General features: G+C 70.7%; 25 protein-coding genes. 12 read left to right on the top strand and 13 right to left on the bottom strand.

The window, feature by feature from the left end; translation table 11 throughout:
• The first annotated feature begins 46 nt into the window (after positions 1-46).
• The gene (locus AVMA1855_RS17555) at positions 47-2434 is read left to right on the top strand and encodes a DUF1631 family protein (RefSeq protein ID WP_284426700.1); all 2388 of its coding nucleotides are present in this window, start codon (positions 47-49) and stop codon (positions 2432-2434) included.
• On the opposite strand, the gene AVMA1855_RS17560 is transcribed toward AVMA1855_RS17555, so the two are convergent.
• From AVMA1855_RS17560 to AVMA1855_RS17605, 10 genes are all read right to left on the bottom strand, one after another.
• Positions 2421-3800: a TAXI family TRAP transporter solute-binding subunit gene (locus tag AVMA1855_RS17560; protein WP_284406152.1), complete on the bottom strand. Its 1380-nt coding sequence runs from the start codon at positions 3798-3800 to the stop codon at positions 2421-2423. The two genes, AVMA1855_RS17555 and AVMA1855_RS17560, sit on opposite strands and share 14 nt — an antisense overlap.
• Positions 3797-4807, bottom strand: coding sequence for a P1 family peptidase (locus tag AVMA1855_RS17565; protein ID WP_284398801.1), 1011 nt, complete (start codon positions 4805-4807; stop codon positions 3797-3799). Before AVMA1855_RS17565 ends, AVMA1855_RS17560 begins: the two co-directional genes overlap by 4 nt.
• A gap of 34 nt (positions 4808-4841) precedes the next feature.
• Positions 4842-5300, bottom strand: a complete 459-nt coding sequence (locus AVMA1855_RS17570; RefSeq protein ID WP_284426701.1) for a copper-binding protein — start codon at positions 5298-5300, stop codon at positions 4842-4844.
• Positions 5297-5830 carry a DUF411 domain-containing protein gene (locus AVMA1855_RS17575; RefSeq protein WP_284426702.1) on the bottom strand — a complete coding sequence of 178 codons (534 nt, stop codon included), beginning with the start codon at positions 5828-5830 and terminating at the stop codon, positions 5297-5299. Before AVMA1855_RS17575 ends, AVMA1855_RS17570 begins: the two co-directional genes overlap by 4 nt.
• A 126-nt stretch (positions 5831-5956) precedes the next feature.
• On the bottom strand, positions 5957-7363 hold the full coding sequence (locus AVMA1855_RS17580) for a multicopper oxidase family protein (RefSeq protein WP_284426703.1): 1407 nt from the start codon (positions 7361-7363) through the stop codon (positions 5957-5959).
• A 1-nt stretch (position 7364) separates the two neighbouring features.
• Positions 7365-8822: a TolC family protein gene (locus AVMA1855_RS17585; RefSeq protein ID WP_284426704.1), complete on the bottom strand. Its 1458-nt coding sequence runs from the start codon at positions 8820-8822 to the stop codon at positions 7365-7367.
• Entirely contained in the window at positions 8819-9190 is a 372-nt protein-coding gene (locus AVMA1855_RS17590; protein ID WP_284426705.1) for a hypothetical protein, read from the bottom strand. The genes AVMA1855_RS17585 and AVMA1855_RS17590 overlap by 4 nt, the downstream gene beginning before the upstream one ends.
• Positions 9191-9284: 94 nt before the next feature.
• On the bottom strand, positions 9285-9731 hold the full coding sequence (locus AVMA1855_RS17595; RefSeq protein WP_284426706.1) for a hypothetical protein: 447 nt from the start codon (positions 9729-9731) through the stop codon (positions 9285-9287).
• A gap of 65 nt (positions 9732-9796) precedes the next feature.
• The gene (locus tag AVMA1855_RS17600) at positions 9797-10423 is read right to left on the bottom strand and encodes a YitT family protein (protein ID WP_284426707.1); all 627 of its coding nucleotides are present in this window, start codon (positions 10421-10423) and stop codon (positions 9797-9799) included.
• A gap of 287 nt (positions 10424-10710) precedes the next feature.
• Entirely contained in the window at positions 10711-12837 is a 2127-nt protein-coding gene (locus tag AVMA1855_RS17605; protein WP_284426708.1) for a heavy metal translocating P-type ATPase, read from the bottom strand.
• A 79-nt stretch (positions 12838-12916) separates the two neighbouring features.
• Here AVMA1855_RS17605 and AVMA1855_RS17610 point away from each other — a divergent pair, with 79 nt between their 5' ends.
• The 4 genes from AVMA1855_RS17610 (at position 12917) to AVMA1855_RS17625 (ending at position 16153) form a co-directional block, all read left to right on the top strand.
• Entirely contained in the window at positions 12917-13378 is a 462-nt protein-coding gene (locus AVMA1855_RS17610) for a MerR family transcriptional regulator (RefSeq protein ID WP_272568473.1), read from the top strand.
• Positions 13379-13508: 130 nt separating this feature from the next.
• Positions 13509-14312 carry an MlaE family ABC transporter permease gene (locus AVMA1855_RS17615; protein ID WP_284398774.1) on the top strand — a complete coding sequence of 268 codons (804 nt, stop codon included), beginning with the start codon at positions 13509-13511 and terminating at the stop codon, positions 14310-14312.
• Positions 14313-14456: 144 nt separating this feature from the next.
• Positions 14457-15464 (top strand): MlaD family protein, encoded by a 1008-nt coding sequence (locus AVMA1855_RS17620; protein ID WP_284406162.1) that lies wholly within the window; start codon positions 14457-14459, stop codon positions 15462-15464.
• Entirely contained in the window at positions 15461-16153 is a 693-nt protein-coding gene (locus AVMA1855_RS17625; RefSeq protein ID WP_284426709.1) for a hypothetical protein, read from the top strand. Before AVMA1855_RS17620 ends, AVMA1855_RS17625 begins: the two co-directional genes overlap by 4 nt.
• 78 nt (positions 16154-16231) lie before the next feature.
• On the opposite strand, the gene AVMA1855_RS17630 is transcribed toward AVMA1855_RS17625, so the two are convergent.
• The 3 genes from AVMA1855_RS17630 to AVMA1855_RS17640 all read right to left on the bottom strand — a co-directional run bounded on the left by AVMA1855_RS17630 (position 16232) and on the right by AVMA1855_RS17640 (position 19413).
• The gene (locus AVMA1855_RS17630; RefSeq protein WP_272568478.1) at positions 16232-16414 is read right to left on the bottom strand and encodes a hypothetical protein; all 183 of its coding nucleotides are present in this window, start codon (positions 16412-16414) and stop codon (positions 16232-16234) included.
• 170 nt (positions 16415-16584) lie between these two features.
• Complete coding sequence (locus tag AVMA1855_RS17635) at positions 16585-18150, bottom strand: NAD(P)H-hydrate dehydratase (protein ID WP_284426710.1); 1566 nt, start codon at positions 18148-18150, stop codon at positions 16585-16587.
• A 15-nt stretch (positions 18151-18165) separates the two neighbouring features.
• The gene (locus AVMA1855_RS17640) at positions 18166-19413 is read right to left on the bottom strand and encodes an FAD-dependent oxidoreductase (RefSeq protein WP_284426711.1); all 1248 of its coding nucleotides are present in this window, start codon (positions 19411-19413) and stop codon (positions 18166-18168) included.
• A 310-nt stretch (positions 19414-19723) separates the two neighbouring features.
• Here AVMA1855_RS17640 and rpsB point away from each other — a divergent pair, with 310 nt between their 5' ends.
• The 7 genes from rpsB (at position 19724) to ispC (ending at position 25701) form a co-directional block, all read left to right on the top strand.
• On the top strand, positions 19724-20476 hold the full coding sequence (gene rpsB / locus AVMA1855_RS17645) for a 30S ribosomal protein S2 (RefSeq protein WP_284426712.1): 753 nt from the start codon (positions 19724-19726) through the stop codon (positions 20474-20476).
• Between the two features lie 104 nt (positions 20477-20580).
• Positions 20581-21507 (top strand): translation elongation factor Ts, encoded by a 927-nt coding sequence (gene tsf, locus AVMA1855_RS17650; RefSeq protein WP_284426713.1) that lies wholly within the window; start codon positions 20581-20583, stop codon positions 21505-21507.
• 56 nt (positions 21508-21563) lie between these two features.
• Entirely contained in the window at positions 21564-22286 is a 723-nt protein-coding gene (gene pyrH, locus AVMA1855_RS17655) for a UMP kinase (protein WP_272568484.1), read from the top strand.
• Positions 22287-22334: 48 nt separating this feature from the next.
• Positions 22335-22895, top strand: a complete 561-nt coding sequence (gene frr, locus AVMA1855_RS17660; RefSeq protein ID WP_272568485.1) for a ribosome recycling factor — start codon at positions 22335-22337, stop codon at positions 22893-22895.
• A gap of 32 nt (positions 22896-22927) precedes the next feature.
• Positions 22928-23659: a polyprenyl diphosphate synthase gene (gene uppS, locus AVMA1855_RS17665; RefSeq protein WP_284399043.1), complete on the top strand. Its 732-nt coding sequence runs from the start codon at positions 22928-22930 to the stop codon at positions 23657-23659.
• 12 nt (positions 23660-23671) lie between these two features.
• Positions 23672-24526 carry a phosphatidate cytidylyltransferase gene (locus AVMA1855_RS17670; protein ID WP_284398750.1) on the top strand — a complete coding sequence of 285 codons (855 nt, stop codon included), beginning with the start codon at positions 23672-23674 and terminating at the stop codon, positions 24524-24526.
• Positions 24523-25701, top strand: a complete 1179-nt coding sequence (ispC, locus tag AVMA1855_RS17675; RefSeq protein ID WP_284426714.1) for a 1-deoxy-D-xylulose-5-phosphate reductoisomerase — start codon at positions 24523-24525, stop codon at positions 25699-25701. The genes AVMA1855_RS17670 and ispC overlap by 4 nt, the downstream gene beginning before the upstream one ends.
• Positions 25702-25722: the final 21 nt, after the last annotated feature.

The following is a 25722-nucleotide window of genomic DNA, read 5'->3' on the forward strand; positions in this document are numbered from 1 at the left end:
AACCCGTTAGGATCGTCGCTGCTGCCTCTTTTCCTCGCCCGCCACCATGTCCCTGCCCGCGTCCCGGTCCAGAACGGTCTTTCGTGCCTGCGTCGTCAACGCGGTGCGGCAGGGCGAGGCGTTGATGGGACGGCTGACCAGCGTGACCCAGGGGGCGCTGGCCAGCGATGAATCCACCGAGCGCAACATCCAGCAGCGCACGCTGCTGGCCGATGCGCTGCGGCTGATCAAGCAGCACGAGGACGCCCTGGCCAAGGCCTACCCCATGGCCTTGCTGGAGGTGTTCGCCGAGGGGCCCTCCAACCCGCGCGCGCGTCCGGGCGACGAAACGGGCATGGACTTCGGCGAGCTGTCGCTCATGGACGAGTCCGAGGTGCTGGCCCAGGTCGAGCTGTCGCGGGCCCAGCAGATCGCGGTGCACGCCACCGAGGCTACGCTGGCCGAACTCAACACCCTGGTCAGCTCCGCCCAGGGCCTGCAGCGCGTGCAGCCCGAGCGCAATCCCCTGCGCCCCGAGAACTACATCCGCGCCCTGCAGCAGGTGGTGGGCGACACGGGCGTGTCCGCCGAGGTCCGCCAGGTGTGGATGGCCCACATGCGCAAGGTGCTGGGCGACGAACTCGTCTCCGTCTACAAAACCGCCGCCCAGAGCCTTCGCGACAACGGCATCGCCCCGGTGGGCTATGCGGTGGCGGGTCAGGCCGGCCAGTCAACGGGGCGTGCCACCGGCTACGGTGGCGCCTACCCCAGCAGCCACGGCGGCGGCTACGGCGGCCCGGCGAGCAGCTACGGCGCGCCCCATCCCGGCGCGTACCCCAGCCAGTACGGCATGCCCGGCGGCATGGGCGGCGGTGGCGGCCCGGCCTCGCTGGGCATGCCGCTCGCCGCCGAGGCCGAGGAAGCCCTGCTGACCGTGGGCATGCTGCGTCAGATGCTCGCCAGTTCCGGCGATGCCTTCGCCTACGGCATGGCGCCCGTCGCCGCGTTCGGCGGCGTGCCCTCGCAGCCGGCCGCCTGGGCCGAGGCCCGCAGCGGTGGTCCGGCCAGCTCGCAGATGGGTGCCGGTGGCTCGGACTACTTCGCGCCCAGTTCCGCGGCGGCCGCCGAGGCGATGGAAGACATCGCCCAGCTGGAGCGCCTCGTCGGCCGGCTGGCCGGCAGCCAGCCTGCAGCGCTGGGGGCCTGGAGCGGCGCTGCGGCCGTCGCGGTCCCGGCGCCGGTCGCGGCCCCCGCGCCGCCCTCTCCGTCGCGCACGGCCACCGAGGTGGTGAGCCGCATGATGGACAACATCGCGCAGGACCAGCGGCTGCCCCCGCCCATCCAGCGGGCCGTGCAGAACCTGCGGCCCGCCATCAAGCAGCTGGTGCGGCACGACCGGCGGTTCTTCACCGACGACAAACACCCCGCGCGCCGCCTGCTGGACGAGCTGACGCAGCGCGCGCTGGACTTCGAATCCGATGCCGACCCCCGTTTCGACCGCTTCATGCGGCTCGTGGACGAGGCGGTGAGCCACCTGGCCACCAGCGAAAGCCAGGACGCCGACACCTTCGCCACCGTGCTGACCGCGCTCGAATCGGCCTGGGCGTCGCAGGAGCGCCAGTTGCGCGAGGCCCAGGAGGCCGAGCGGCAGGCCGCCCTGCGCGTGCAGCAGCGCGAGGCCCTGTCCAAGCGCATCGCGGCCGACATCCGCGCGCTGGCGGGGGCGGACCAGGTGCCTCGGGACATTCTCGATTTCGCCGCCGGCCCCTGGGCCGACGTGGTGGCGCTCGCGCAGATGGACGACCCCGGCAGTGCCGATGGCGACCCCGGCGGCTACCTCGCCCTGGTGCCCGAGCTGTTCTGGATCGCCCAGCCCGAGGTGGCCGCGGCCGAGCCCGAGCGGCTGGGCGGCACCGTCACGCGCATGCTCGGCACCGTGCGCCAGGGCCTGGACAGCGTGGGCCATGCCGAGGCCATGGCGGGCGCCGTGCTCGAGCGCATCGCCGGCCTGCACCAGGCCGCGATGGAGCGCGCCGCCAGCCTGGCCTTGCAGCCGGCCGATGCGTCCACCGAAGAGCCGGACGGCATGGAAACCATCGTGCCGCCGGAATCGCTCTACGGCTCGCTGCACGAACCCGGCGTGGCCGACGAGGGGGGCGATGCCGCCGCCAGCGGCGCCGAGGCCACCAACGACTTTCCGCTGGGCAGCTGGGTCGAGCTGATCTCCAACCAGCGCGCCGTGCACACGCAGCTGACCTGGTCGAGCCCGCACCACACGCTGTTCCTGTTCACCGCGGCCGACGGCAGCACGCAGTCGATGACGCGCCGCATGCGCGACAAGCTGATGGCCGAAGGGGCGTTGCGGGTGCTGCCCGGCCCGCCGCCCGCGGTGGCGGCCGCCCACGGCCGCGCGCAGCGCGGCAAGGGCGCCGGCAAGCCCGTCAGGCCGCGCTAGCCGGCGCGCCGCCCGGCGCCGCGCGCAGCTTCTTGCGCACCAGTTGGATGTGGTTGCGCAGCGCGTACAGCTCGTCGGCATACGACAGCGGCACGCTCACCTTTTCCACCTGCGCCTCCAGCCGGTCCAGGGCCTCGTGCAGCGCCTGGGGCGCGGATTGTCCGGCGTCCATTTCGTCCTCGATCTCGCGCAGGCGGCCATACCAGCGGAACACGCGCGAGCGCACGCGGAACTGGTAGAGCGGCGGCACCACGCGCGACAGCGGCAGCATGGCGGCCAGCAGGATGCCCAGCACCAGCCACATGCGCTCGATCAGGTTGGCCATCCAGAAGGGCAGGTAGCGCTGCAGCAGCGGCGCGGGCTCGTTGATGGCGCGCTCGCCCTCGGCGGCGATGGGCAGCTCGCTGTGGCGGGTGCTCGGAAATTCCCGCGCCCGGTTGAACCAGCCGGCGCTGCCGTGCAGGGACTGCGCGTTCTGCGCGAACAGCTGCAGCAGCGCCGGGTGCGTGCCCTCGCGCGCCAGCAGCGACGTGGTGGAGGCCACCAGCCGCACATCGGCGGGCGGCACGTTGCCGGCCAGGTCCACCACGCCGCGCGGCAGCGTGACGGGCGTGAGGAACGGAAAGCGCCGCCCATAGGCCTCGTGCTGCGGAAAGTCCATGAGCCGCACGCCCGGCGTCTGCAGCAGCATCTGCACCATGAGCGACTGTGGCGCCGAGGCGAACACCAGCGCATCGAGCCGGCCCGCGAGGAACTCCACCGTCGCCGGCGTCTGTCCCAGCTCGGACAGCCGCAGCGCCCGGGGCTCCATGCGGTTGGCCTCCAGCAGCTTTTCCATCAGCGTGGGCACGCCGCTGCCGGCGGTGCCCACGTTCACGCGCAGGCCGCGCAGCTGCGCCAGGCTGTCGAGCCGGCCGCTTTTGACCACGCGGCGCGCGGCCTCGGTGCGGTAGAAGATCCACACCGGTTCCACGAACAGGCTGCCCAGCGATTCCAGGGCGTCGGCGTCTTCGGGCCGCAGTTCGCCGGTGCCGCCCTGCACGAAGGCCAGGTCGGCTTCGCCGCTGCGCAGCAACTGCAGGTTGGCGGACGAGCCTTCCGTCTCGCGCAGGACGACCTCGATGCCGTCGGCCGCCAGCGCCTTCTGGTAGCGCTGGCCGAAGTCCGCATAGGCGCTCTGCGCGGGCCCGGTGGCCAGGGTGACGCGCTTCGGGGGCGCGGGCTGCAGCCACCAGTAGGCCAGCACCAGCAGCCCCACCGCCAGGAAGGCGAGCGGCCCGGCCGACAGGATCAGGTCGCGCAGGTTCAGCAGGGCCGTGTGCACCCGTCGCGTGACGGTGCGGGAGCGGGCGGCGAGGGCGTTCATCGGCCGAGGTCCGCCGCGCTCGGCAGGTACAGGCCTTCGTGCGTGGTGAGGGACTGCGCGGCCTGCACGGCGCGCAGCGTGGCGCGGGCCACGGCCTCGGCCGCCATGGTGGCCAGCACCAGCATGCCCGCGTGGCGGCCCGTGGCGCCGGTGGCCAGGGTGAACAGCGTGTCGCCGTCCAATTGGGTGTGTACGGGGTTGATGCTGCGCGCCAACCCGTCGTGGCCCGACACGGCCAGGCGATGGGCCTGGGCCTTGGTCAGCACCGCGTCGGTGGCGATCACGCCGATGGTGGTGTTGGTGCCGGGCAGCACGGGCTCGGGCGGCACGCCGCCCAGCAGCGCGCGCCGCGTGTCCATCAGCCGCTGGCCGTCTTCCGAGCGCGCGCCGGCCACGGGCCGGGCGGTGTGCGGGTCGACCACGTCGCCCACGGCGTTGCAGGCGATCAGGGCGCCCACGGTGATGCCGTCCAGCGACACCGAGGCCGTGCCGATGCCGCCCTTCATCGCGCGCCCGATGCCGAAGAGCTTGCCCACCGCGGCCCCGGTGCCCGCGCCCACGTTGCCCTCGGCCGGATCGTCGCGCGACGCGGCGGCGCAGGCGGCATAGCCGGCCGCGGCGTCGGGGCGGATGCGCATGTCGCCCACCAGCAGGTCGAACAGCACGGCCGCCGGCACGATGGGCAGGCGGCCCACGGCCACGTCCAGGCCCACGCCGCGCTCCTCCAGCCAGCGCACGGCGCCGGTGGCGGCCTCCAGGCCCCAGGCGCTGCCGCCGGCGAGCACGATGGCATGCACCTTCTCGACCAGGTTGGAGGGCGCGAGCAGGTCGGTCTCGCGCGTGCCCGGCGCGGCGCCTCGCACGTCGACGCCGCCCACGGCGCCCTCGCGCGCGAGGATGGCGGTGCAGCCCGTGGGGCGGCGGGCGTCGGTGTAGTGGCCGACCTCGATGCCCGCCACGCGGGTGATGCTGCCAGCGTCGCTGGCCGAACGGGTTGCTGCGGTCATATGGGCGGCGATTATGGCGCCGCGCCGGTGGCCTTCAGCGGGCCGCCTCGATGCGGGTGATGACGAGCGCGCCGCGCTGGCTCTCGGCATGGAAGCGCACCGGCGTGCCGGGCGCGAGCGGCAGGTCCGGCGCCGGGTCCTGCAGGCGGAACACCATGGTCATGGGCGGCATGGCGAGGTTCTTCAGTTCGCCGTGGCGCAGCGTGAGCCGGGCGGCCGACGGATCCCAGCGCACGACCTCGCCCTGGGACAGTTCGGCGTCCACCGCGGTGGCGGTGGCCGCAGCGGACGCCGCATCGGACGCCGCATCGGACGGGGCGGCTGCCGCGGCGGTGTGGCCGGCATGTCCATCGTGTCCGCCGTGCCCGGCCTGGCCGTGCGATGACGCCTGCGCGGGGACCGTGCCCGCCAGGGCAAAGACGGCGATGGAGGCGATGGCGGCGATGAAGGGGGACAGGGCGGCACGGCCCGGGGTGGAGGGGCGGCGGGTCATGCGGGCTCCTTGGATGGCGGGTAGTGGCTGAAAACGCGGGTGCTGGCACCGCCGTGCGCCACCAGCAGCACGTCGTAGGCGTCCTTGCGCCCGCCGTAGATCGCGCCGTCCATGCCCGGCGAGCCCACCGGCATGCCGGGCACGGCCAGGCCCAGGGCCTTGGGCTTTTCGCGCAGCAGGCGCTGCACGTCCGCGGCCGGCACATGGCCCTCGATCAGGTAGCCGCCGACGAGTGCCGTGTGGCACGAGCCCAGCTTTTGCGGCAGGCCCAGGCGGCTGCGCACGGCGGCGTTGCCGGTCTCATGCACCGTGGCGCGAAAGCCGTTGGCCTGCATGTGGTCCACCCAGTCCTGGCAGCAGCCGCAGCTGGGGTCCTTCCAGACCTCGATGGCGGTGGGTTGCGGGCCGGCCGCGAAGGCCGGCCAGGGCAGGGCGGCGGCAGCGCTCCAGGCGGCGATCCCGTGCAGGGCGCGGCGGCGCGCGGCCAGTGGGGGCTGGGCGGCGCCAGCGGCGGGAGGGGTCAGGGGCATGGCAGGGTCCTTTCGGTGGGTGGGGGTGTCCACCCGGGTTTCAAGTAAAAAACGGCTCCAGTGCATATTTTTCTAGGGCATATTGCTATTTAATTAATAGCAAAAAAGGGGTGCTGGCATGGCCGGTCAATGGGCGTGGCCGGTGCCGCCGGGGCCCGGTTTTCGCACGGTGGCAGCCCCGGCCCGCGGCGCGGTGGAAGCGGTGGGTGCCGCCGGCGCGGGGGGCAGGTCCGCCGCGGCGCCCTGCCATTCCCAGGCCTGGGGGCCGGGCGGCTGCACGTAGTCGCCCGGGTCGCGCCAGTCGCCGGCGGCCAGGTGCTCGCGCACCTTGAGCACGCTGAACATGCCGCCCATCTCCAGCGGCCCGTAGGGGCCGGTGCCGGTCATCATGGGCAGGGTGTTCTCGGGCAGCGGCATCTCCATGGCGCCCATGTCGGCCATGCCGCGCTCGCCCATCACCATGTAGTCGGGCACGATCTTCTGGATCTTGGCCACCAGCCCCCGGTGGTCCACGCCGATCATGGTGGGCACGTCGTGGCCCATGGCGCCCATGGTGTGGTGGCTCTTGTGGCAGTGCACGGCCCAGTCGCCGGGCTCGTCGGCGACGAACTCGATCTGCCGCATCTGGCCCACGGCGATGTCGGTGGTCACCTCGGGCCAGCGGGCGCCGGGGGGCACCGCGCCGCCGTCGGTGCCGGTCACCTCGAATTCGTGGCCGTGGATGTGGATGGGGTGGTTGGTCATGGTGAGGTTGCCCACGCGCACCCGCACCCGCTCGCCGCGCCGCGCCACCAGCGGGTCGATGCCCGGGAACACGCGGCTGTTCCAGGCCCAGATGTTGAAGTCGGTCATCTCGTTCACGCGCGGCGTGCGCGTGCCGGCCTCCACGGCGAAGGCGTTGAGCAGGAAGGCGTAGTCGCGGTCGGCCGTGGCGATGAGCGGGTGGCGCCCGCGCGCATCCAGTCGCGGGTGGGTGATCCACAGGCCCATCAGGCCCATGGCCATCTGCGTCATCTCGTCGGCGTGCGGGTGGTACATGAAGGTGCCCGGGCGCCGCGCGGTGAACTCGTACACGAAGGTCTTGCCCGCGGGAATCGCCGGCTGGTTCAGGCCCGAGACGCCGTCCATGCCGTTGGGCAGGCGCTGGCCGTGCCAGTGCACGCTGGTGTGCTCGGGCAGGCGGTTGGTGACGAAGATGCGCACGCGGTCGCCCTCGACCACCTCGATCGTGGGCCCTGGGCTCTGCCCGTTGTAGCCCCACAGGTGGGCCACGAAGCCGGGTGCGAACTCGCGCACCACGGGCTCGGCGACCAGGTGGAATTCCTTCACGCCGGCGTTCATGCGCCAGGGCAGGCTCCAGCCGTTCAGGGTGACCACGGGGCGGAACGGGCGCCCGGTGGGCGGCGCGGGCGGCACGGCGGTGTCGGCCGATCCGTGCTGGGGGATTTCGGGCAGCGCGGCCAGGGCGGCGCGGCCCACGGAGGCGGCGGCCACGGCAGTGGCGGCGCCGGAGAAGAAGTGGCGGCGTTTCATGTCAGTGGCCTTGGGATTCGGGGTTGGCGGCGCGGCCGGCGGCGGCACCGGGCAGGGCGGCGGATGCGACGGCGCTGGACGCACCGCCCGAGGTGCCGGCCAGGGCCCGTTGCAGGTCGGCCTCGGCGAGCCAGAAGTCGCGCTGGGCCTGCAGCGCATCGGCCACGGCCTGGCTGCTGGCGCGGGCTTCGGCGAGCATCTGCCAGACGCTGGCGAGCATGCCGTTGTAGCGCAGGGTGGTTTCCTCGCTGATGAAACGGCGCAGCGGCACGACCGCGTCACGCTGCTGGCGCGCCAGGTCGTAGGCGGTGCGGTAGCCCAGCCAGGCGGTGCGCGCCTCGCTGCGGGCGCGCAGGGCCACATCCTGCAGCTGCGCCGCGCTCTGCAGCGTGCGGCCCCGGGCCTGGGAGCGTGCGGCGCCGCCCCAGTCGAACAGGGGCACGGCCAGTTCCACCTCCCAGCCGCGCTTGACGTCGGCATGGCCGGTGTCCTGCTCGGTCGTGGTGTTGCGGGTGTAGGCCAGGCCGATCCCGCCGGCCCAGGGGGCCACGCCGGCAAAGCCTTCGGTGTCGGCCACGCGGTCCAGCTCCAGCCGCGCGGCGCGCACGTCCAGCCGTTCGCGCAGGGCCCGGGCCTCGATGCCTTCGCTGGCCTCGGGCTCTGCCGGCAGGTCGGGCAGCCGGTCGGGCAGCGTGTAGTGCGCATCCGGTCCCCACAAGCCCATCAGCCGCGACAGCTGCTCGCGCTCGGTGGCGGCGTCCAGCCGCGCGCGGGCCAGCTGGGCGGCGCTGTCGGCCCACAGCGCCTGTTCGCGGGCCTGCTGCAGCCGGCTCCAGTTGCCGACGCGGGCCATGCGGCGCGCCAGTTCGGCACCGGCGTCGGCCGCCTCGTGCATGCGCTCCTGCGTGGCCGCCACCTGCTCGGCCGCCACGGCGCGCAGCCAGGCGCGCCGCGTGTCGAAGGCCAGGCGCACCACGTCCTGCGCGGCGTCCAGCGTGGCCTGCTCCATCTGCTGGCCCTGCCAGCGCGTGCGCCAGGGCAGGGTGACGAGATCGATCAGGCCCAGGCCCAGCGTGCGCTCGATCTCGCGCTCGTGCCCGCTGCGAAAGCGCCCCAGCGTGAGCGTGGGGTTGGGCAGGGTCAAGGCCTGCACGCGCTGCGCATCGGCCACGCCCAGGGCGGCCAGCCGCGCCTGAAGGCCCGGGTTGCGCAGCAGGGCGATGCGCACGGCGTCGTCGGCTGCGAGCGGCCCGGCCAGCCACCGCGCGATGGCCGCGTCGGCCTGCGCGCGCGCAGCGGGGTCGGAGGAGGGCAGCGCGGGCGCGGCCACGCCGGCGCTGCGGCCATCGGCCAGCGCCTGCACCTGGCTGCGCAGGCCGTCGGGCGACACGCTGGCGCAGCCGGCCAGCAGCAGGGCGGCGGCCAGCGCGCCCCAGGCGGCGGTGCGGGGCGCGGTCATGGCGTCCCCCGCGCGGGCGTGGGGTCGGACGGCGGGTGGTGGTGCGCACCGTGGCCTGCTGCCGGCGCTACCGATGCCGCCGAGGGCGCGGCCTGGCGGGCTTCCCACGCCACGATGTCGGCATGGCCGCGCGGCGTGGCCGCCACGGCGGCCTGGGCATCGCGCCAGGCCACCGTGCCGGTTTCGACGGGCGGCGCGGCGGCGGTGAATACGCTGCGGTGGTGGACCAGCGCACCGGCAGGTGCCAGCGGGTCGGCTACCGGCCCGGGGGCCTGGGCCAGGGCCGGCCATGGCGGCAAGAGCGCGGCGGCGGCCAGGGCACCGCGCAGGAGCGAAGAACGAACGGAAAGGGATGAGGGGGCGCGCACGGCGATCTCCTGAGCAAGGGCGAAACCAGCGGCCGCCGATCCGCGCGCCGCCGGTGGCGGGTGCGGATCGCGGACGCACTTCGGGCGTCGGGGCTCAGGAAATGGGTGGCTTGATGGCCTGTGCGGCCAGGGCGCTGGCAAAGCGGCGCTCTGCCAGGGGCAGGGGCGCACGGGGTAGCGCGGTGCGCGCGGGGTCCGCCAGCGGGGGCGTCAGCATGGCCGAGTGGCAGATGCCGCAGGCCGAGCAACCGCCGTCATGGGCGTGGTGGCTGGTGTGGGGGGATGCATCGCCTGTGCCACCGTGGGGTGCCTCCGCGGTCTCGGCCGACGGGGCGGTGGCCTCGCCATGGCAGGGCGGCAGCGCCGCGGCATCGGAGGGCGCCGCGGTGTGCAGGGTGTGCGCCGGGGGCGTGTCGGATCGCGGTTCGGCCGCTGCATGGGCCGAATGCACCGCCGTGCCCACCGCCGGCAGCATGCCGGCCGCCATGGCATTGCCCGCCAGGCCCCGAAGGGCCATGAGCACGATGAGAAAGAGGAACATGCCGCGGCGCATAGCCGGGAATGATAGCCCCGCGCTGCGGGAGTTCCTGGCGGAGCCTGCGCCGGCTACATGGCCATGTAGCGGCCCGGGCGGTGGTTCATCGCCACGACCAGGTTGAGCGCCACGGCGCCCGCGATGGACCAGAGCACGCGCATGGGGTCCACCGTGAACAGCGCCAGCAGCACGATGCAGCAGTCCACCGCCATCTGGACCTTGCCCGCGCGCCAGCCGTAGCGGTCCTGCAGGTACAGCGCCAGGATGCCCATGCCGCCCAGGCTGCACCGGTGGCGGAACAGCACCAGAAAGCCCGTGCCCGTGATGAGCCCGCCCGCCATCGCCGCATACAGTGGCTGCATTGCGACGAACTGCATCAGGCCCGCCTGTGCTTCGGTCAACGCCGACAGCAACACCACGGCCACGAAAGTCTTCAGCGTGAAGTTGAGCCCCATCTTTCGCCACGCCAGCCAGTAAAACGGCAGGTTGAGCAGGAAGAAAAGCTTGCCGAAGCCCATGTCCGTGGCGTAGTGCAGCAGGAAGGCCAGACCGGCGGCTCCCCCCGTGAGCAGGCCGGCACTGCCGAAGAAGCCGACGCCCACCGAGATGAGCAGCACACCCGTGAACAGGGCCGCAGTGTCTTCGGTAGCGGAATGGGGAACCATGGACGGCAGGGAGTTCGGGGCAGAGGTGCTCATGGAAAAGGGGCGGCACGGCCGGAACCGGGCCGCTCGGGGTCCTGGCAATCCGGCACCGGTAAAAAAAGATGGGCGAATTCTATAGGGTGGAATGCGGAATTACCCCACGGGCTACCGGTGGCCGCGCGCGATTGTGCGAAGCGCCACCTGCAGATCGCGAAGGCGGCTCCGCCGCCCCGCCAGCACTTCGTTCGCTGGGGCGCAAGCTGTCTCTCCGGGGCCCGCCCGCTGCGCGCCGGAAATCCAGCGAAAACGGGCTTGGGCCGGGGTTTCGAATGTGCCGAATGCTATTTTTTTGATAGCAATTCGCTGTGCAGCATGCGCAGGCCGTTCACCACCACCAGCAGGCTGGCGCCCATGTCCGCGAACACCGCCATCCACATGGTGGCGTGCCCGGCCAGCGCCAGGCCGAAGAACACCGCCTTGATGCCCAGTGCCAGCACGATGTTCTGCATCAGCACGGCATGCGTGCGGCGCGACAGGCGCACGGTCTCGGCCACGCGGCGCAGGTCGTCGTTCATGATGACCACGTCGGCCGTCTCCATCGCCACGTCGGTGCCGGCGCCGCCCATGGCGAAGCCGATGTCGGCCTTGGCCAGGGCGGGCGCGTCGTTGATGCCGTCGCCCGCCATGGCGGTCATGCCGTGCTTTTGCTGCAGCGCGGCGATGGCCGACAGCTTCTGCTCGGGCAGCAGGCCCGCCTGCACCTCGTCGATGCCGGCCTCGCGCGCGGCCGCCTGGGCCGCTGCGGCGTGGTCGCCGGTGAGCATCACGGGCACGATGCCCAGCGCGCGCAGGTCCGCCACGGCCTGTGCCGACTGTGGGCGCAGCGTGTCGGCCACGGCGAACAGCGCCCGCACGGCCTGGCCGTCGGCCAGCAGCGTGACGCTGCGCCCCTGGGCCTCGTGCGCGGCGGCGGCGGCCTCCACGGCGTCGGTCCACAGGCCTTTTTCCTGGGCCAGCCGGCGGTTGCCCAGCAGCCAGGTGGCGCCGGCGATGCGCGCCTGCACGCCGCGCCCGGGCAGGGCGGTGAAGTCCTCCACCTCGGGAAGGCCGGCGGGGGTGCCGAGCCCGGCCGCGATGGCCTTCGATACGGGGTGGTCCGAGCGCCCGGCGAGTGCCGCCGCCACATCCTGGGCGCCATCGCTGCCGAAGGACTCGCGGCCCACCAGCACCGGGCGCCCGGCGGTCACGGTGCCGGTCTTGTCGAAGGCCACGGCGCGCACGCCGCGGGCCAGCTCCAGCCAGTTGCCGCCCTTGATGAGAATGCCGCGCCGGGCGCCGGCGGCCAGGCCGCTCACCACGGTGACGGGCGTGGCCAGCACCAGCGCGCAGGGGCAGGCGATCACCAGCAGCACCAGCGCGCGGTAGATCGCATCCAGCCAGGTCCAGCCGAACAGCAGCGGGGCGCCGATGGCCACGGCGACGGCCATGGCGAACACGGCGGGCGTGTACACGGCGGCGAAGCGGTCCACGAAGCGCTGGGTGGGCGCCCGGGCGCCCTGGGCCTGCTCAACAGCGCGGATGATGCGGTCCAGCGTGGTCTGGCCGGCCGCGGCCGTCACGCGGAACTCCAGTTCCGACTGCGCGTTGAGCGTGCCGGCGTACACCGGATCGCCCGGGGCCTTGTCCACGGCCAGGCTCTCGCCCGTCACGCTGGATTCGTCCACCGCGCTGCGGCCGGTGGTGACCACGCCGTCCAGCGGCACGCGGCCCCCGGGGCGGATGCGCACGGTGCTGTCCACGGCCACGTCGGCGGCGGGCACGGTGCGCCACTGGCCGTCCGGGCCGCGCACGTCGGCCTGGTCGGGGCTGAGCGCCAGCAGGGCGCCGATGGCGTCCCGCGCACGGCCGACGGCGCGGTCCTCGATGCGCTCGGCCAGGGCGTACAGCGCCATCACCATGGCGGCTTCGGGCCACTGGCCGATCAGGAACGCGCCGGTCACGGCCACCGCCATCAGCGCGCTGATGCCCAGCTGGCCCCGCATCAGCGAGCGCAGGCCGCTGCGGTAGATGCCCAGCCCCGCCAGCAGGATGGCCGCCGCGGCGACGCCCATGCCCGCCACGCGCCACGGCGTGCTGTCCGGCCCCAGCAGGTGCAGCAGTTCTGCGCCGGTGGCCGCCACCAGGGCGGCGGCGAGGCGGCCCCAGCCGGGCAGGGCGCCGTGGTCGTGCCCGTCGTGGTCGCCTTCGGAGGCATCGCCGTGGTCGCCGTGCGCTTCGCCCGCCGGGGTGGCTGCCGCCTTCTTGCCGGCCTGGGGCGCGGTGCTTGAGCACCCACCACCGCAGCAGGACACATCGATGCGGGGCGCGGTGGCCGGCCGGGCGGAAGCCGGGGCAGGGACATGGTCATGCCCCGCGTGGTCATGGCCGTCGTGGCCGGCATGGGAAAGGTCGTGGCTGTGTTTTGTCATGGTTTTCCTGGTGTGTCGGGGCGCGCGCGATGCCGCCGTGCCATGATTGAAAACCTTGAAGCCGCTCGAAGGTCAAGCCATGTCTGCCCAAAGCCCCTGCCACCGTATCGGAGATGCCGCCCGCCTGTCGGGCGTGCCGGCCGCCAACATCCGCTATTACGAGAAGGAAGGCCTGCTGCCCCAGCAGGCCCGTGCCGACAACCGCTACCGCCTGTACAGCGCGGACGAGGTGCACCGCCTGCGCTTCATCCGGCTGTGCCGGGCCATGGACATGTCGCTGGACGAGGTGCGCACCCTGCTGGCGCTGGACCACAGCGGCGCAGCGGCCGACCACGCGGCCTGCGACACCCTGGACGAGCACCTGCAGCACGTGCGCACCCGGCTGCAGGAGCTGCGCACGCTGGAGGAAGAGCTGCTGTCGCTGCGCGGCCGCTGCGACGGCACCGATGCCGGCCGCTGCCGCGTGATCGAGGCGCTGCACGCCCGCGCCGATGCCGAAACCGTGCCGCCGCCCGCGCCGATGGCCAAGCGGCACGTGTGACGCCAGGCCGCGCCACCCCCGGTCACCAGTCGCATTGCAATGAAATTGATAGCGGAACGCCCTAGTGGAATATGCGCTGGAGGCCAATTTTGTTACGCTTCGTCGCCGGCCCGTCCACTATGATGCCCGCATGATCGCCGGCCTGCCGTCCCCCTCGCTGATCGACCGCATCTGGCGCGCCGCGAGGGGCTGGGCGGTGGCCTGGTGGCGCATCGTGCACCTCGGGTCGGTGGCGCTGGTGCTCATGCTCTCGCCGTCCAGCTACGGGCGCGCCACGCGCTGGCGGCTCGCGCGGCACATGTACCAGGACACGGCGCCCATCCTGCTGGGGTTCACGGTGCTGGCGGCGCTGGTCAGCCTGGTCATCACCCGCATCGTCGTCGTCACGGCGCTGAGCTACGGCCTGTCGCGTTACGCGCTGGAGATGGTTATCCGCGTGCTGGTGCTGGAGCTGATCCCGCTCACCGCCGCGCTCTTCGTCGCCATGCGCACCACCATCCCCAACGGCACCCAGCTCGCCCTCATGCGCCAGGCCGGCCGCCTGGACAGCCTGCGCCGGCACGGCGCCGACCCGATCCGCGTGGAGCTGCTGCCCCGGGTGGTGGCCGGCATCTACGCCAGCATCACGCTCGCGGCGCTGTCGTGCGTGGTCGCGCTCGCCATGGCCTATTTCGGGGTGTATGGGCTCAACACCGCGGGGTTGCCGAGCTACACGCGCATGTTCGGCCAGGTGTTCACGCCGGCCGTCACGCTGGTGTTCGTGCTGAAAACCCTGTTCTTCAGCCTGGCCGTGGCCCTCATTCCCATGGCGGCGGGGCTCTACGAAAACGGCGACGGCCGGGGCCGCCACGGCTCCGAACTGGGCGGGCTCGCGCGCATGTTCGCCGTGCTGCTGCTGATCGAAGTCGCGTCCCTGCTGGGCAATTACTACTAACTGGTTCCGTGACCCATACCACGACCGACACCGGCCATGGCACGCGCTGCGCGCCGTGGCCTCACCGAGGAAACGCTTTCATGCCCGACCCAGACACCTTCCCCGCCGGCGCTTTCGGCCCGCGGGCCCACGGCGGTGCGCGCCATGGCTGAGCGGCCCCCTTCCCACGAAGCGGACGATGCCGCCAGCGAGGCGCTGCTCGAAGCGCAGCGCCCGGTGGCGAACCTGGAGCGCAAGGCCGCGGCGCTGCTCTTGTTCACGCTGGCGCTCATCGTGGGCTCGGCGTTCTACCTGCTGTATGCGCGGGGCGTCTTCGAGCCCACGCAGCGCCTGGTGCTCACGGCCGACGACTCCGAGGGCGTGGTGGTCGGCATGGACATGACGTTTTCGGGCTTCCCGATCGGGCGGGTGCGCGGCATCGAGCTGTCGCCCGACGGCAACGTGCGCATCCTGATCGACGTGCCGCGCAAGGACGCGCACTGGCTGCGCGAGTCCAGCGTCTTCACGCTGGTGCGCGGCATCGTGGGCGGCACCACCATCAAGGCCTACAGCGGCATCCTCACCGATCCGCTGCTGGCCGACGGCGCCGAACGCCCGGTGCTGCGCGGCGATGCCACGGCCGAGATCCCGCAGCTCATGGCCTCGGCGCGCGAACTGCTGTCCAACCTGCAGGCCATGACGGCCCAGGACGCCGCGCTGGGCGGCACGCTGTCCAACGTGCGCACGCTGACCGAGCGGCTGAACGCGCCGGGCGGCGCGCTCAACGTGCTCATGGGCAGCGAGGCGGATGCCAAAAAGATCACCGCCACACTGGACCGCACCAACCAGCTGCTGGCGCGCATCGACGGCATGGCCGCCAAGGCCGACCGGCAGGTGTTCGGGGCGGCCGGCGATCCGGGGCTGGTGCCCGAGGTGCGGGCCACGGTGGTGCAGCTCAACGGCCTGCTGGCCGACACCCGCCAGAGCCTGAAAAAGGTCGATGCCGTGCTGGCCGAAGCCCAGGCCATCGGCGCCAACGCGCGCGAAGCCACCACTGACCTGGGCACCTTGCGGGCCGAAGTGGAGAGCAACCTGCGCAAGGTGGAAGGGCTGGTCAACGACATCCAGCGCAAATGGCCGTTTGCGCGCGACACGGAACTCAAGCTGCCATGAAACCCCTGCTGTCTTCCCCGCTGCGCACACCGGTGCTGCGTGCCGCCGCGCTGCTCCCCTGCCTGGCCCTGTGGGCCTGCTCGGCCAAGCCCCCCACGCCGCAATGGCAGATGAATGCCCACGGCGCGGCCCGCAACGCCACCGAGGCATACCTGTCGGGCGAGCCGCGCATCGCGCAGCTGGAGTGGGACCGGGCCCGGGCGGAAGTCGCCCGCACCGGGCGGCCCGACCTGCTGGCACGCGTGGAACTCATGCGCTGCGCCGCCCAGGTCGCCAGCCTGGTGGTCGAGCCGTGCACGGCTTTCGAGGCCCTGCGCGCCGACGCCGCGCCGCAGGACCAGGCCTATGCCGATTACCTGGCCGGCACCATCGACAGCGCCGCCGCCGCCCGCCTGCCCGAGCCGCAGCGCAGCGCCTGGGCGGCCGGCACGGCTGCGCAAGCCGGCCTGGCCGATCCGCTGTCGCGCCTGGTGGCCGCAGGGGTGTGGGTGAAAACCGGCCGGGAAACGCCGCAGGTGGTCGACTTCGCCGTGGAGGCCGCCTCTGCGCAGGGCTGGCGACGGCCGTTGCTGGCCTGGCTGACCCTGGCGGCGCAGCGTGCCGATCAAAGGGGCGATGGGCCCGCCGCTGCCGCCGCCCGCAGGCGGTTGTCGGTGCTGGAGCTGGGGCTCAGCGCTGAAAAGCGCTGATGCAGAAACTCAAGGGGGAGGGGATGGCGCGGAGGTTCAGGGGACGGCCCCGGCCCGCGCCGTGCCGGGATGCCGGACTCAGTTGAGGAACGATTCCGCGGGAAGAATCTGTTCGAGGTTGCCCGGCAGATTCACCAGCGAGTCGGCGGCCTGCACCGCCTCGTCCGGCACCAGCGTCATGGCGGTGGCGGCCACCGCGAGAAGCACTGTCACCGTAAAGGCTGCGAAAGCGCGGGTTCCGGAATGGATTTTGCGTTTCATGACAGATGTCCTTCAAGAGGGGTGGGGGCCTGCACGGCGGGTGGAGTGAACGCATTAAACCGCTTGCGTTCTGGCCCGGTCTGTCAGACAAGGCCTTTTGGAAGGCTGTTGCGACGACAGTTACGGTTGGTTGCGATCCGTTGACGCAAATCAACCGTTTCGGGCTGAATTCACCCAGGCGTCAGCCGCCGGGCGAGTGCCGACGCCGTCAGGGCGGTGCCGTCAGGCCATTGGTCTGCCGCCTCGCCGTGCATCCAGCAGGCTGCCATGGCCGCATCGAAGGCGGCGTTCGGCACGTCGGACGCCGCGGCCAGCCGCGCACCCACCAGTCCCGCCAGCACATCCCCCGTGCCGCCCGTTGCCAGGCGTGCGTTGCCGGTCGGATTGATGCGGGGCGTTTGCCCCGGGGCCGCGATCACGCTGCCCGAGCCCTTGAGCACCACGGCGCAGCCGAATTGCTCCGCCAGCCGGGAGGCCGCGGCCAGCCGGTCGGCCTGCACGCCTGGCGTGTCCACCGCCAGGAGCCGGGCCGCTTCCAGCGGGTGGGGCGTGAGCACGGTGTGCCGGCCCAGCTGCGCCGCGCGATCGCGCAGCGCCTTCGCCAAGCACGGGTCGCCGGCCACGGCATTGAGCGCATCCGCATCCAGCACCAGGCGGCGCGCCTCGGCCAGGACCTTCGGCAGCACCGCCCGGATGGCCTCGCCCCCGCCGCATCCGCAGACCACGGTGCCTTGCTCCAGGTGCAGCGCTTCGAAACGCCGGAACATGCATTCCGGCTGCATGGGGTCGAGGGACAGATCGCCCCCGTCCAGCAGGGCCACCATTACCCGCCCGGCACCCGCGTGCAGTGCCGCCGATGCCGCCAACAGCGCTGCGCCCGCCATGCCCATGCCCCGGGCCCGCAGCCCTTCTCCGCCCACCACCGCCACATCGCCGTAGCTGCCTTTGTGGCTGGCATGGGCGCGGTGGGCGGGCGGTGGCGCTGCCGCCAGCCAGGCGCAGGGCGCCACGTCCGTCGCGCCACAGCCCAGGTCGTCGAACCAAACCTGTCCGGCCGCGTCGCGCCCGTTCCCCGTGAACAGCCCGGGCTTCAAGGTGAGCAGGGCCAGGGTGTGCCGCGCAGACGCCGCGGCGCCCGGCGGCGGTGCCAGTCCGGCCGCGAACTGGCCCGCGTCGCCCGACAGGCCGGAGGGCGTATCCACGCACAGCACCGGGGCGGGCGTGGCATGCAGTTGGGCCAGCAGGTGCTGGATGCGCGGGTCGGCCGCACGGGGCTTGCCGCTGCCCGCCAGGCCGATCCCCAGCAGCGCGTCCACGCACACGTCATCGGGCCCCATGTCGGGCGGCGGGCCATCGGAAAAAACGACGCCCGCGGCTGCTGCGCGCCGATAGGACGCGAGCGCATCGGGTGGCACCGTGTCCGGCCGGCCCAGCCAGGTCACCGTGGCGATGCGCCCCGCCCGGTGCAGGTGGAACGCCGCTTCCAGGCCGTCGCCGCCGTTGTTGCCCGCGCCGCAGACCACCCATGCGTTGCGTGCGTGCGGGGCGATGGCCTGGGCCAGCCGGGCCACCGCCCAACCGGCCCGCTGCATCAGGGTGTGCGGGGGGCACTGCGCTGCCAGGGCCTGTTCGATCCGGCGCGTGGCCGGCGTGTCGAACAGGGGATGGGGCCGATCGGCCGTGATCCGGCGCAGGGTGGGCTGCGGCGCTGTTGCTGCGGGCGGCTCGGAGCGCATGGCGTCGGGTCCGGCTCAGAAGCGGCGCAGCGCGAAGTGCTGCAGATCCACCTCGGGCGCGCGTTGGGCCATCAGGTCGGCCAGGGCCCGCGCGCTGCCACTGGCGAACGCATAGCCACAGCCGCCATGGCCGGCGTTGACCCACACTCCCGGCAAGCCGCTCTGACCCACGACCGGGGCGCCGTCCGGCAGGGTGGGGCGGGCACCGCGCCACACCTGCACCTGGCCCGACGAAACCTGCACCCCGCCGGGAAACCAGCCGGAGATGGCCTGGTAGAGCGTTTGCAGCGTGGGCGCATGGTGCGCGCCATCGCCCCGGCCGAGTTCAGCGCCACCCGCGATGCGCACGCGTTGGCCCTGGCGCGTGATCGTCACCCGGTGGAGCGGGTCCACGACCGATCCTTGCGGGGCATGGGAGTCTTCGCGCACCGGGGCGCTGATCGAGTAGCCGTGGAGCGCGGCCATCGGTAGCTCGGCACCCAAGGGGCGCAACAGCGCCGCCGCTGCCACGCCGGCGCAGACGACGACGGCATCGAACCGGCGCGGCAGCGTCTCGCCGGCGATCCGCAGGCCCGCGGGCGCCGCATCCAGCCCGGTGACCTGGGCATTGAAATGAAATTGCGCCCCGCGCTCCTGCGCGGCATAGCGCAGCATCTGGGCGAAGAGGCGGCAGTTGCCGGACTCGCCGTCGGGAATGTGCAGGGCGCCGATCATGGGGGCGTCGGGCGACAGGCCCGGCTCGATCTGGCGGGCGGTCTCGGCATCCACGTCGTGGATGGCCATGCCCGCGTCCCGGAGCAGTTGCAGGGCCGGCTGCACGTGCGCCAGGTCTTCGACCGTGCGCAGCAGGACCAGCGCGCCGCGGCCGGTTTCCGCGTCCACCTGCAACTGCTCCGACACCCACCGCATGCGCGCCTGGCTGTAGCGGCCCAGTTGCTCCAGTGCGGAAAGGGCCATCGGAAGGGCCGGCGAACGGCCGGCCTTGCGCCAACGCCAGAGCCATCGCAGCTCGGAAGCCGTCACCCCCTTCGCGATCCGCACCGCCGCATGGCGTCCCCAGAGCCGGGTGCTTTGCGGGCCGCCGATGCCGGGGGCCGCCAGGGGAATGAGAAGGGCGGGCGAGGACAGGCCGGCATTGGCGAAGCTCGATTCCTCGGCCGCGGCGCTGCGTTGTTCGAAAACCGAAACCTCGTGGCCGTCGCACGTCAGTTCGTAAGCAGTGGTGACGCCGACGATCCCGGCGCCCACGATGGCGATGTGCATTTGGTTTCTGAGCTCTTTCAGGCACCGGCGCTAATGGACACTGCGCTGGCTGCTACTGTTTTTGTGTTTTCCAAGGGACTGTTTCCAGGCGGGCCCTGCCGGCGCCGGCCGCGCCGGTGGCGCAAGGGTCCGTTTGGGCTCGGTCAATCTGCCATGCTAGAATCTTTGGGTTTTGCTGGTGGCTGCGCAGTGCGTGGCCGACAACTTGGCAAGACAAATCGCAAACCAGCCCTTTCAAGGTGCTGCCTTCTTCTTGCAAGCCGGCAGTTATTGGGGCTGGATTTTAGACCCAACCTTCGGAGAAATTCTCATGTCCGTCACCATGCGCGAAATGCTGGAAGCCGGTGTCCACTTCGGTCACCAAACCCGTTTCTGGAACCCCAAGATGGCCCCGTACATCTTCGGCCATCGCAACAAGATCCACATCATCAACCTGGAAAAGTCGCTCCCGCTCTTCCAGGATGCCCAAAAGTTCGCCAAGCAGCTCACCGCCAACCGCGGCACCATCCTGATGGTCGGCACGAAGCGCCAGGCCCGCGAAATCCTCGCCACCGAAGCGCAGCGCGCCGGTGTGCCCTATGTCGACCAGCGCTGGCTGGGCGGCATGCTGACCAACTTCAAGACGGTCAAGACCTCCATCAAGCGCCTGAAGGACATGAAGGCCCAGCAAGAATGCGGCCTCGACGCCATGAGCAAGAAGGAACAGCTCACCTTCACCCGCGAAATGGAAAAGCTGGAAAAGGACATCGGCGGCATCCAGGAAATGAATGCACTGCCCGATGCCATCTTCATCATCGACGTGGGCTTCCACAAGATCGCCGTGGCTGAAGCCAAGAAGCTGGGCATTCCGCTGATCGGCGTGGTGGACTCCAACCACTCCCCCGAAGGCATCGACTACGTGATCCCCGGCAACGACGACTCGGCCAAGGCCGTGGCACTGTATGCCCGCGGTATCGCCGACGCGATCATCGAAGGCCGTGCCAATGCCGTGAACGACGTGGTCAAGGCCGTGGCTGCCGAAGGCTCTGACGAATTCGTGGAAGTGGAAGAAACCGCTGCCTGATTCCCGGCCGCGCGACCTGTCGCGAATGAAAGCGGGGCTCCTGGTTAGCCCCCTTTTTTTTAGCCCGAATGCTGTAACGAACTGAACTGAGACTGGAGAAAAAGATGGCTGCAATTACCGCAAGCATGGTCGCCGAACTGCGCGCAAAGACCGATGCCCCCATGATGGAATGCAAGAAGGCCCTGACGGAAGCCGAAGGCGACCTGGCCAAGGCGGAAGAGCTGCTGCGCGTGAAGCTGGGAACCAAGGCCGGCAAGGCCGCTGCCCGCATCACCGCGGAAGGCGTGGTCGCCAGCTACATCGACGGCACGACCGGCGGGCTGATCGAAGTGAACAGCGAAACCGACTTCGTGAGCAAGAACGACAGCTTCCTCGCGCTGGCCAAGGCCGCTGCCGAACTGGTGGCCAAGCACAATCCCGCCAACGTGGAAGCCCTGGGTGCCCTGCCTTACAGCCAGGACGGCTTCGGCCCCACCCTGGAAGAAGTGCGCAAGGGCCTGATCGGCAAGATCGGCGAGAACATGTCGTTCCGCCGCTTCAAGCACTTCTCCGGCAACAAGCTGGCCTCTTACCTGCACGGCACCCGCATCGGCGTGGTGGTCGAGTTCGAAGGCGACGAAACCGCTGCCAAGGACGTGGCCATGCACATCGCTGCCATGAAGCCCGTCGCGCTGACCAGCGCCGACGTGCCTGCCGACCTGATCGAGAAGGAACGCTCGGTCGCCGCTGCCAAGGCCGCGGAAGACAAGGCCAAGGCGGAAGCCGAGGGCAAGGCCGTGCAGTCCGACGAAATCGTCAGCAAGCGCATCGAAGGCGGCGTGCAGAAGTACCTCAAGGAAGTGTCCCTGTTCGACCAGGTCTTCGTAAAGGCCGCCGACGGCAAGCAGTCCGTGGGCCAGATGATCAAGGGCGCCAACACCACGGTCAAGGCGTTCACGCTGTACGTGGTCGGCGAAGGCATCGAGAAGAAGGTGGACGACTTCGCTGCCGAAGTGGCCGCCCAGGTGGCAGCCGCCAAGTCTGCCGCTTGATCGCAGACCCCATCGCCACCTCACCCGCCATTCCATTGCCCCACGGAGAAGTCCCCATGTCCATCGCTGCACCAGCCCACAAGCGCATTTTGCTCAAGTTGTCTGGCGAGGCGCTCATGGGGGACGATGCCTTCGGCATCAACCGTGCCACCATCGTCCGGATGGTGGAGGAGATCGCTGAGGTCACCCGCATGGGTGTGCAGGTGGCCGTGGTGATCGGTGGCGGAAACATCTTTCGCGGCGTGGCCGGCGGCTCGGTCGGCATGGACCGCGCCACCGCCGATTACATGGGCATGCTGGCCACGGTCATGAACGCGCTGGCATTGGCCGACGCCATGGACAAGCAGGGACTGACGGCCCGCGTGATGTCGGCGATCGCCATCGAGCAGGTCGTCGAGCCCTACGTGCGTCCCAAGGCCCTGCAATACCTGGAAGAGGGCAAGGTGGTGGTGTTCGCCGCCGGTACTGGCAATCCCTTCTTCACCACCGACACCGCGGCAGCGCTGCGGGGTGCCGAAATCGGTGCCGAGGTGGTTTTGAAGGCGACCAAGGTGGACGGTGTGTACACCGCCGATCCCAAGAAGGACCCGACGGCGACCCGCTACACCAAGCTCACGTTCGACGAGGCCATGTCGCGCAATCTGGGGATTCTGGATGCGACGGCGTTTGCTCTGTGCCGTGACCAGAAGTTGCCGATCCGCGTGTTTTCCATCATCAAGCACGGCGCGCTCAAGCGCGTGGTCATGGGTGAGGACGAAGGCACGCTGGTGTACGCTTGAGCGTTGGGCGCGCCCCGGCGCGCCCGGCTTCATGCTGAGGAGAAAAACATGACCATTGCCGATATCAAGAAGAATGCAGAAACCAAGATGGACCAGTCCATCGTGGCGTTCAAGAACAATCTGTCCAAGATCCGCACCGGCCGCGCCAATCCAGCGCTGCTCGATTCCGTGCAGGTCGAGTACTACGGCTCGTTCGTGCCGTTGTCGCAAGTGGCGAACGTGGCCCTGATCGACTCGCGCACCATCAGCGTCCAGCCCTGGGAAAAAGGCATGGGCGCCAAGATCGAGAAAGCCATCCGCGAAAGCGATCTGGGCCTGAATCCCGCCTCCATGGGCGACCTGATCCGCGTACCCATGCCTCCCATGAGCGAAGAGCGCCGCAAGGAAATGACCAAGCTCGCGCGCAACGAAGGCGAGAGCGCCAAGATCGCCGTGCGCAATCTGCGCCGTGACGCCAACGAAGCCGTCAAGAAGCTGGTCAAGGACAAGCTGGCCTCCGAAGACGACCAGAAGCGTTCGGAAACCGAGATCCAGAAAGTCACCGACAAGCACATCGCTGAAGTCGATGCGCTGGTGTCCGGCAAGGAACAGGAAATCATGGCGGTCTGATCCCCGGTTCCGGGAATCGATCATTGCCCTGCATGTCCGCCTCTTCGGCCATTCCGCACCACGTTGCCATCGTCATGGATGGCAATGGCCGTTGGGCCACGCGCCGTTTCCTGCCGCGGCTGGCAGGGCACAAGCAGGGCGTGGAATCTCTCAAACGCTGCGCGCAGGCCTGCGTGGAGCGGGGCGTGGCCGTGCTGACGGTGTTCGCTTTCTCTTCGGAAAACTGGAACCGGCCTGCCGATGAAGTGTCGGGCCTCATGGACTTGCTGGCCAAGGCGCTGTCCCGGGAAGTCCCCCAGTTGCAAAAGGACGGAGTGCGCCTGCATTTCGTCGGTGAGAAGGCCGGGTTGTCCGAGAAGGTGCGTGCGGGCCTGCGCCAGGCCGAGCTGGACACCGCGCACAATACCCGCCTGGTCCTGAACGTCTGCTTCAACTACGGCGGCCGTTGGGACATCGCGCAGGCCGCTGCGGCCGTCGCGGCGCGGGGCGAGCCCATCACCGAGGCCAGCCTGCATGCGGCCATGGGCCTGGCGCACGTGCCGGATCCGGACCTGGTGATCCGCACGGGTGGCGAAATGCGCATCAGCAATTTCCTGCTGTGGCAGTCGGCCTATTCCGAGTTCTACTTCAGTGACCGGCTCTGGCCGGACTTCGACGGCAAGGCCCTGGATGAGGCCATTGCCGCCTTCAATGCCCGAGAGCGCCGTTTCGGCAAGACATCCGAGCAAATACTGGCGTCGTCACCTGCCTCGCTGCAGGTCTGAAAGGGCTTTCCCATGCTTCGACAGCGCGTCATCACTGCTATCGTCCTGCTGGCCATTTTGCTGCCGGCGCTTTTTTACCCGTCTCCGTGGCCCTTTGCCACGGTTATCCTGGTCTTGATGGCCGCGGGTGCCTGGGAGTGGGGCCGTCTTCAAGGGCTGGGCTCTGGCGCGGCCGTGGGGGTGGGGGCCGCCTGCGTCGCGCTTTGCGCGGCGAGCTGGTCACTGGGCTGGTTGCAGCAACCGCTGGCCTGGCTGTGGACCCTGGGTGGCGCCGCGTGGGTGCTTGTCGGTGCATGGATGCTGCGCGCGGGTGTCCAGGGCTGGCCCCAGGTTCCCAAGGCCGTGCGGCTGGTCGGCGGCGTGTTCGTGCTGTGGCTGGCGTGGCTGGCCGCGGTGCAGGCGCGCATGGCGGGCATCAATTTTCTGATGTCGATCCTGGTTCTTGTCTGGGTGGCCGACATCTTTGCGTACTTTGCAGGCCGGGCCTTCGGCCTGCGCTTCACCAAGAACAAACTGGCCCCCTCGATCAGCCCCGGCAAGAGCTGGGAAGGCGTGTGGGGCGGCATGGCCGGTGTGGTGGTTCTGGCGGTGGGCTGGGTGGTCGCCGACGCGTCCGCCAGTGCATCGGTCGCGAGTTTCTATACCCACCTGTTCGCGCGCGGCTGGTGGCTGCTGTTGCTGGGTGCCGTGTTCATGGCGGCCATGAGCGTGGTGGGCGACCTGACCGAGTCCCTTGTCAAGCGCAGCATCGGCGCCAAGGACAGCAGCGGTTTGCTTCCGGGCCACGGCGGCGTGCTCGATCGCGTGGATGCGCTGCTGCCCACCTTGCCGCTGGCCATGATGTTGACCCACTTCGCTTCCGCATGAAACAACGCATCACGGTCCTGGGATCCACGGGGTCCATCGGTACCAACACCCTGGATGTGGTGGCACGCCATCCCGAGCGCTACGAGGTGTTTGCCCTGAGCGCTGCCACGCAGGTCGACGCCATGCTGGCGCAGTGTGTCCGTTTCCAGCCCCGCTTCGCCGTGATGGCCAGCGCGCCGCATGCGCGGCTGCTCGAGGAGCGGCTCGCGGCGCATGGCCTGGCAACGCGGGTGTTGCAGGACCCGGACGCGCTGGACACCATTGCCTCCCACGAAGAGGTGGACGTGGTGATGGCGGCCATCGTCGGCGCTGCGGGCCTGGGCCCCTGCCTTGCGGCGGCCCGGGCCGGCAAGCGCCTGCTGCTCGCCAACAAGGAAGCGCTGGTGGTGGGCGGCGAGGTCTTCATGTCCGCCGTCCGGGAGGGCGGGGCCACGCTGCTGCCGATCGACAGCGAGCATTCGGCGATCTTTCAATGCCTGCCGGAAGACCCGCAGACCTGGGCCCGCCGCGTGGACCACATTTTGCTGACCGCATCCGGCGGGCCGTTTCGCACCCGGGCGCCGGCCACGCTGCGCGATGTCACGCCGGAGCAGGCCTGCGCCCATCCCAATTTCTCGATGGGGCGAAAGATCTCGGTCGATTCGGCCACCATGATGAACAAGGCCCTGGAGGTCATCGAGGCACGCTGGCTCTTCGATCTGGCGCCGGAGCAGATCAAGGTGGTGATCCATCCGCAGCAGATCATCCATTCCATGGTCCAGTTCGTGGATGCGTCGGTGCTGGCGCAACTGGGAACGCCGGACATGCGTGTTCCGATCGCCTGCGGGCTGGCTTGGCCGGAGCGCATCGAGAGCGGAACGCCGCGGCTGGATTTTTCCACCCTGTCCGCGCTCACCTTCGAGGAAGCCGATGCGACCCGCTTCCCGGGGCTGCACCTGTCCTGGCAGGCGCTGCGCGCGCAAAGCGGCACCACGGCGGTGCTCAATGCCGCCAACGAAGTGGCCGTGGCCTCGTTCCTGGAGCGCCGCATCCGTTTCGATCAGATTCATCGGCTGAACCTTGCAACTCTGGAGGCGGTGAAGCCCTCCAACCCCGAATCGCTCGGGGCCCTGCTGGCGCTGGATGCCGAAGCACGGTCCGTTGCTCTGCGCAGTGCGCAGCGGCTGGCCGCCTGAGCGATCGCCTCCGGGCAGAAA

The organism is Acidovorax sp. SUPP1855 (assembly GCF_030158955.1).
Lineage (GTDB): Bacteria > Pseudomonadota > Gammaproteobacteria > Burkholderiales > Burkholderiaceae_C > Paracidovorax.